We start from the raw sequence: 6,000 nt of genomic DNA on the forward strand, positions 1-6,000 counted from the left end.
TCGACATTTACAACATGACGTACTGTTAATGTTATAAATAGTACCCAGTACGATAAATGATGTAAAGTCAAAAATATGTCACCTCTGATGACAAAGATCATGAATTCAAGGGTTGTGCAGGCAAACGGTTTTACGGACGCTTTTCAACCAAGCAATCGGTTACTTTTTTATTAGCTTGGTTGAAATTCAATCATACTCATAAAATTAATTTGAATTAGTTCACAAAATTTTGAGAATCAACAGATACAAGCAGAAAGTTTCTTTAGCCTTTGTCACTCATTTGGCTCTGAACGACAACAAATACAATGACTATGAAAAAGACTTTCATTGCGGCTTCAATTGCCCTAGCCGCTCTATCAGGCTGTAACAGCGACAATTCGGTTGAGACCTACACTGAAGCGCGGTTTGCCACCTTCAACCTATCTTTCGACCGAGCGACCTATGAAGACTTGGTCGCAGAAATGACACTGTCTCGAGACGATCAGACTGCATTAATTGAGCGCTACAAGAATGATGACGCCTCATTAACAGAACAAGAAATCGAAACCGCTGAAAAAGTTATTCAGATCCGAAATGTTGCTGAAACTATCCAGCGCGTTCGCCCTAATGCCTTCGTCCTAGCTGAGTTCAATAACGACGGCACAGGCAAGGATATGGAAGCGCTAAATGGATTTCATGACAATTACTTAGCCCATCCACAAAATGATCAGAAGCCTATCGCTTTTGCCTACAAAAAGAACGTCGCAACCAATACAGGCCTTCCAAGCAAGTATGACTTGAACCTTGATGGTTCAGCTTCAGGTACCGGTGATGACGCCTGGGGATTTGGTTTCTACCACGGTCAATACGCCTTTGCTGTTTTCTCACAATTTGAAATTGATGAAGCTAACGTTCGTACTTTCCAAAACTTCAAATGGAAAGATATGCCGGGTGAAAAGAACATCGAAATTGTAAATTGCGATGTTGATCTACCAGAGGGTAAGCAATGCGGTGATGCTTGGTACAGTGATGAAGCTTGGGCGCAATTCCCGCTTTCTTCGAAAAACCATGCCGATATCCCTGTAATTATTCCTCAACCAAACGGTGAAAACGAAGTCGTTCACTTTTTGGTATCACACCCTGCACCACCAATCTTTGACAACCCTGCTAAGCATAATACCGAGCGAAACCGAGCTGAATTGCAGTTCTGGAACGATTACATCGATTCTAAAAACTATATGTACGATGACAATGGTGTATACGGCGGCTTGCCAGCAGGTAGTCACTTTGTTGTAGCAGGTGATTTGAATGCTGACCATCAAATGGGCGATGGTGATCGAGATACTATTGCCAACCTCATTACCCACTCGATGGTCAATGTTGAAGGCACGCTGGGCAGTTTCGCACCGGCTAGTAACGGCGGCGAGTACTGCATCAACGAAGGCATCTGTACTCGTAACCCTGACACACCACACATCGAGAACATCACCAGTACAAGTGGTCTGCGTTTGGATTACGTAATTCCTTCAGCCACACTGGATGTCAAAGGTTCTGGTGTATTCTGGCCAGCAGGTAACGAAGACGGTTACTACCTTGTTTACGACGAGGAGCTAGGCAACAGCAAAGGTGTTTCCTCTGACCACCGCATGGTATGGGTAGATTTGGATTTGTCTAAATAATCCCCCAAAAGACAAAGCCTCACTCTATGGTGAGGCTTTGATTAATCAATTTCACATTAAAAGGGATTATTTTAACGAGCGACCCTGAGTGTTGATCACTTCCTGGTACCAACTGAAACTCTTCTTGCGCTTACGCTCCAGGGAACCGGTGCCGTTATCATGTCGGTCAACATAGATAAAGCCATAACGCTTGCTCATTTCGGCGGTTGAGTTAGCGACCAAATCGATAGGCCCCCAACTGGTGAAACCCATCAGTTCAACACCGTCCAGTAATGCTTCTCTCGCCTGCACCAAATGATCATTGAGATACTTAATACGGTAGTCATCTTGAATCTCACCGTTCTCATCAATTTCATCACGCGCACCCAAGCCATTTTCTACAATAAACAACGGCTTCTGGTAACGGTCATACAAGAAGTTAAGCAGGATCCGCAACCCTTTCGGATCAATTAACCATCCCCACTGGCTTTTCTCCAAATACGGGTTTGGCACGCTATCGACAATATTGCCGACTTCTTTCTGTTTAGGGTCAGCACTGGCACAGCCACTGGCGTAATAACTAAATGAAATAAAATCGACTGACGCGCTGGCAATAGCTTCCAAATCGCCGTCTGCCATTGCTATCTCAATATTATTTTCGCGGAAGTAACGCAGCATGTAGCCCGGGTATTTACCACGGGTTTGAACGTCACCAAAGAACAGCCACTTGTTGTTCTCTTGCATAGCTGCAATGACATCATCCGGGTTACAGGTATACGGATAGTTGATCGCGCCAAGCAGCATATTGCCGATTTTGCCATCAGGAATAATTCGCTGGCACAACTTTACCGCTTTTGCATTGGCCACTAACTGATGGTGTATCGCCTGGTAAATAGCCTGCTCGCTAGCATCTTCCTGCAACCCCACTCCAGTAAAAGGCGCGTGCAATGACATATTGATTTCATTGAATGTCAGCCACAACTTTACTTTTTCTTTATAGCGTTCGAAGACGGCTGAAACGTAGCGCTCGAAAAATTCAATCAATTTGCGATCAGCCCATCCGCCATAATTTTCTACCAGTGCGTAAGGCATTTCGTAATGGGAGAGCGTCACGAAAGGTGTGATGTCGTGCTTGGCCAGCTCGTCAAAAATACGATCATAATAAGCCAGCCCCGCTTCATTCGGCTCTAGCTCATCACCATTAGGAAAAATCCTACTCCAGGCAATAGACAACCGAAGGCAATTGAACCCCATCTCCTTGAACAAAGAAATATCTTCTGGGTAGCGGTGGTAAAAATCAATTGCCACGTCCTTGATGCCAGCCATCCGCTCCTCACGGGTTTGGTGAGGACTCAATATACCAGATGGCAGCATGTCAGACGTCGACAACCCTTTGCCATCAAGATTGTAAGCACCTTCAACCTGGTTGGCAGCAATTGCCCCACCCCACAAGAAATCTTTCGGAAACTGATTCATAGTTACCCCTATTGAGTCATAATGTTCATATACCCGCGACTGACGCCAGGCACAACAAACTGAATATAGAGCTAGTATCTTTCAATATAGGGAAAAGAAATAGAGCGTGTTTTCAGTTAGATTCTTCCTCAAATAAGTCACAATCAGCAAGTTTCTCGCCAGTAACCGCAGCCTCCCTTAAAATAAGGAAAATAAATAAGGAACGAGTTCCTGATATAAAGAGTGATTGATGAAAGACCACAGAGCATTCCAGTACTACTCCCGTTTACTTTCCTTCGAAACCAAACAGGATAACTTCACCTCATTGGCCGAAATCGCCGAGGTGCTATGCACCACACCCCGTCATAGCAGGACACTTCTGCAACAGCTACAAGAGAGAGGATGGTTGAGCTGGACACCCAAAGTGGGACGAAATCAACGCTCTATTTTGCACCTTCGCTTTTCACTCATAGAGCTACAGCAGCAGCTTGCCAAGCGAATGATAGAGGGTGGACAGTATAAAAAGGCGCTTGAACTGATCAATGGGGACCAAAACCAATTCGCTGCCTTGCTTCAACAAACCTCTGGAGCAACGCTACGAGAAGGCCAACTTCATATCCAGCTGACTTACCAACGTATTTTCAGCCAGTTACTGCCGCACAAACCACTTCGCAATAGCGAGCGTTTTTTGGTTCGCCAAGTCTATGCGTGCCTGACATCCTGCGACGAAACTGGACAAATATACCCACAATTGGCCCATCATTGGCATCACAATGAAGACGCCACGGTGTGGCGGTTCTATATCCGGCCTCAACTCCGGTTCCACTCAGCCAAACCTATTGATGCCCCCCTGATCAGCGAACTGTTTAACCAACTAAAAAGCTTGCCAGAGTACCGGCAAGAACTATCGCATCTAGTAAAAACCTCAGCCAGCCATCAATGTGTCACCTTTGAGCTAGACTCGCCTGATTTAGGATTTGCCGGCTTACTTTCAGATCTGCGTTATTCCATTCAGCCACCGCTGCAGCTAGCCAATAACCAGAGCGATAGCATTGATGGTTGCGGTCCCTTTCAGGTTATAGAGCAATCAGACAAACGGCTTCGCCTGCAGGCATTTGAGCATTACTTCTCACTTCGTTCGCTGACCGATACAGTGACTATCTGGCAGTTTGACCAAACCCCAAGCGAGCGGATCCAATTTAGCCGCAGTGGCCAAGATAGTTCAAACGCCCCCATAGAACACCCCGCACACCTATTAAAAACGAATGATGCAGAGGCAAACAGCTCACAGTCGCGCATTGAAAATGGCTGTATCTATTTATTGTTCAATATGAACTCTAAACCGCACACCCTCAGCTTCGCGCAAAGAAAATACCTAAGTAAGCTATTTTCCCCTGGCTTGATCCTAGCCCAAGAGGGTTTATCTGAATTGCTGCTAGCCTCAGAGCCTGCAAATAGTTTGCTGCCGGGCTGGACCAAGGTTCAACCGCAAGAAAAGGAACAAACACCACTTCCAGATAGGCTAGATATAGCTGCCTATGATCACCAGGTGATCCTTGATTGTGCCAACGCACTCTGCGCAAAATTAAACCAAATGGGCATCGCCAGCCAGGTCAATGTCTACCTTTTCTCCGAACTGCACCAGCAGGCTGAACAAAGAGTGTTGGAAGAGGCAATAGTGATAGCCAGCTTAAATGTGGATGACAACCTACCAATATCGGTCTTTCGATGGTTTTGCTCCAACCCTATCTTGCACCACGGCCTATCAAACGAGGCCAAGTGCTGGCTCAATAAGCAATTAGGCGATATCCGTCAAAACTGCGATATGGTTAGCTATCTGAATAAACTCGAATCTATCGGGACAACAATGCAGTATGAAAATTGGCTCACGCCACTGTTTCATCACAGGCAGACACTGCGTTGGCGAGGTGTGTTGCAGGGAGTAACAATGACCGACTGGTCTTGGCCTGATTTCAAAAACGTCTGGACAGACGAGTAGTGTTCAAAAAGATAACAAATGAACAGGCGAGCCAAATTGCTCGCCTTTTATCCGATTGGTACAAACTATTTTGCAAAAGAGGCCAAATCTATATCGTAACGCTCTAGGACTTCCTGTAACTGTAGTTTTTTTTGCCCTGCAGAAACGGCCATCACCTTGGCTGTTACATCTGACACTTCACCTTGAGTGATCCCTGCCTTTTTAGCCTGTTTAAGGTAATAGTTAGTACAGGGTAAACAATTCATCGCCATTGCCGCAGCGAGTCCAACCAACAATTCAGTTTTTGTATCCAAGTGTTCATTTTCATGAGTCGAACGATAAAACGCGCCGTACGCTTCTTGATGTTTTCCTAGCATTAATCTCTCCTTGATTATTACTGCCATTTGCAAACTTCCTGTCAAACTAGCATGGTGTAGGTACAAGGGTATGGATCTAAATCATTTATTGGATATGGTTTATTTCTTTTTAAATCAATGAGATTAAGTTCAGTTAGCAACAATAGCCTTGAAGCATTACATAAAAAAGGGCAATGACAAATAGAGATATAAATTCAAAAGCCTCACACGAATGCAAGGCTTAAGTCAGTGAAAAACTTAATTTCCGGCCTGATCATGGTGTTGGGTCAGTTGCTTATAAAGCTTGTCTTTCAACACCATGCGCTGCTGTTTCAATTCATGCATACTGGTGTCATCAATCGGGCTACCTGATATCTCCAATTGACGGATATCATAGTCAAGTTCGTGGTAGCGCTGCAGTTCGGCTTTGAACGTTGGGTCATCATGGTTAAGTTGAACTATATCTAGTTTGAGTTCTGGAAAATCTAAAATAAACGCGTGGTTCTCATTTAGCATCGGCAATCCCTCAATAGTAAACCTAACACTCATTATAGAGGCGGGGCCTACAAAGAAC

Annotated in this window: 5 protein-coding genes; 2 read left to right on the plus strand and 3 right to left on the minus strand. The window is 44.9% G+C overall.

Going from position 1 to position 6,000, the window contains the following annotated elements; all coding sequences use genetic code 11:
• Positions 1-311: 311 nt before the first annotated feature.
• Entirely contained in the window at positions 312-1,658 is a 1,347-nt protein-coding gene (locus tag BIZ37_RS19200) for an endonuclease/exonuclease/phosphatase family protein (protein ID WP_370577399.1), read from the plus strand.
• 66 nt (positions 1,659-1,724) lie between these two features.
• Here the strand turns inward: BIZ37_RS19200 and BIZ37_RS19205 are convergent, their stop codons facing one another.
• Positions 1,725-3,113, minus strand: coding sequence for a glycoside hydrolase family 1 protein (locus BIZ37_RS19205; RefSeq protein ID WP_187462851.1), 1,389 nt, complete (start codon positions 3,111-3,113; stop codon positions 1,725-1,727).
• A 229-nt stretch (positions 3,114-3,342) separates the two neighbouring features.
• Here BIZ37_RS19205 and BIZ37_RS19210 point away from each other — a divergent pair, with 229 nt between their 5' ends.
• Entirely contained in the window at positions 3,343-5,091 is a 1,749-nt protein-coding gene (locus tag BIZ37_RS19210) for an SgrR family transcriptional regulator (RefSeq protein WP_187462852.1), read from the plus strand.
• A 65-nt stretch (positions 5,092-5,156) separates the two neighbouring features.
• Here BIZ37_RS19210 and BIZ37_RS19215 read toward each other — a convergent pair whose 3' ends face one another.
• Together BIZ37_RS19215 and BIZ37_RS19220 are read right to left on the minus strand one after the other, a co-directional pair.
• Positions 5,157-5,474, minus strand: a complete 318-nt coding sequence (locus BIZ37_RS19215; protein WP_255526820.1) for a carboxymuconolactone decarboxylase family protein — start codon at positions 5,472-5,474, stop codon at positions 5,157-5,159.
• Between the two features lie 210 nt (positions 5,475-5,684).
• Positions 5,685-5,942, minus strand: a complete 258-nt coding sequence (locus BIZ37_RS19220) for a YdcH family protein (protein ID WP_187462853.1) — start codon at positions 5,940-5,942, stop codon at positions 5,685-5,687.
• Positions 5,943-6,000: the final 58 nt, after the last annotated feature.

It is taken from the genome of Photobacterium sp. BZF1 (assembly GCF_014349205.1).
In the GTDB taxonomy this organism is placed as follows: Bacteria; Pseudomonadota; Gammaproteobacteria; order Enterobacterales; family Vibrionaceae; genus Photobacterium.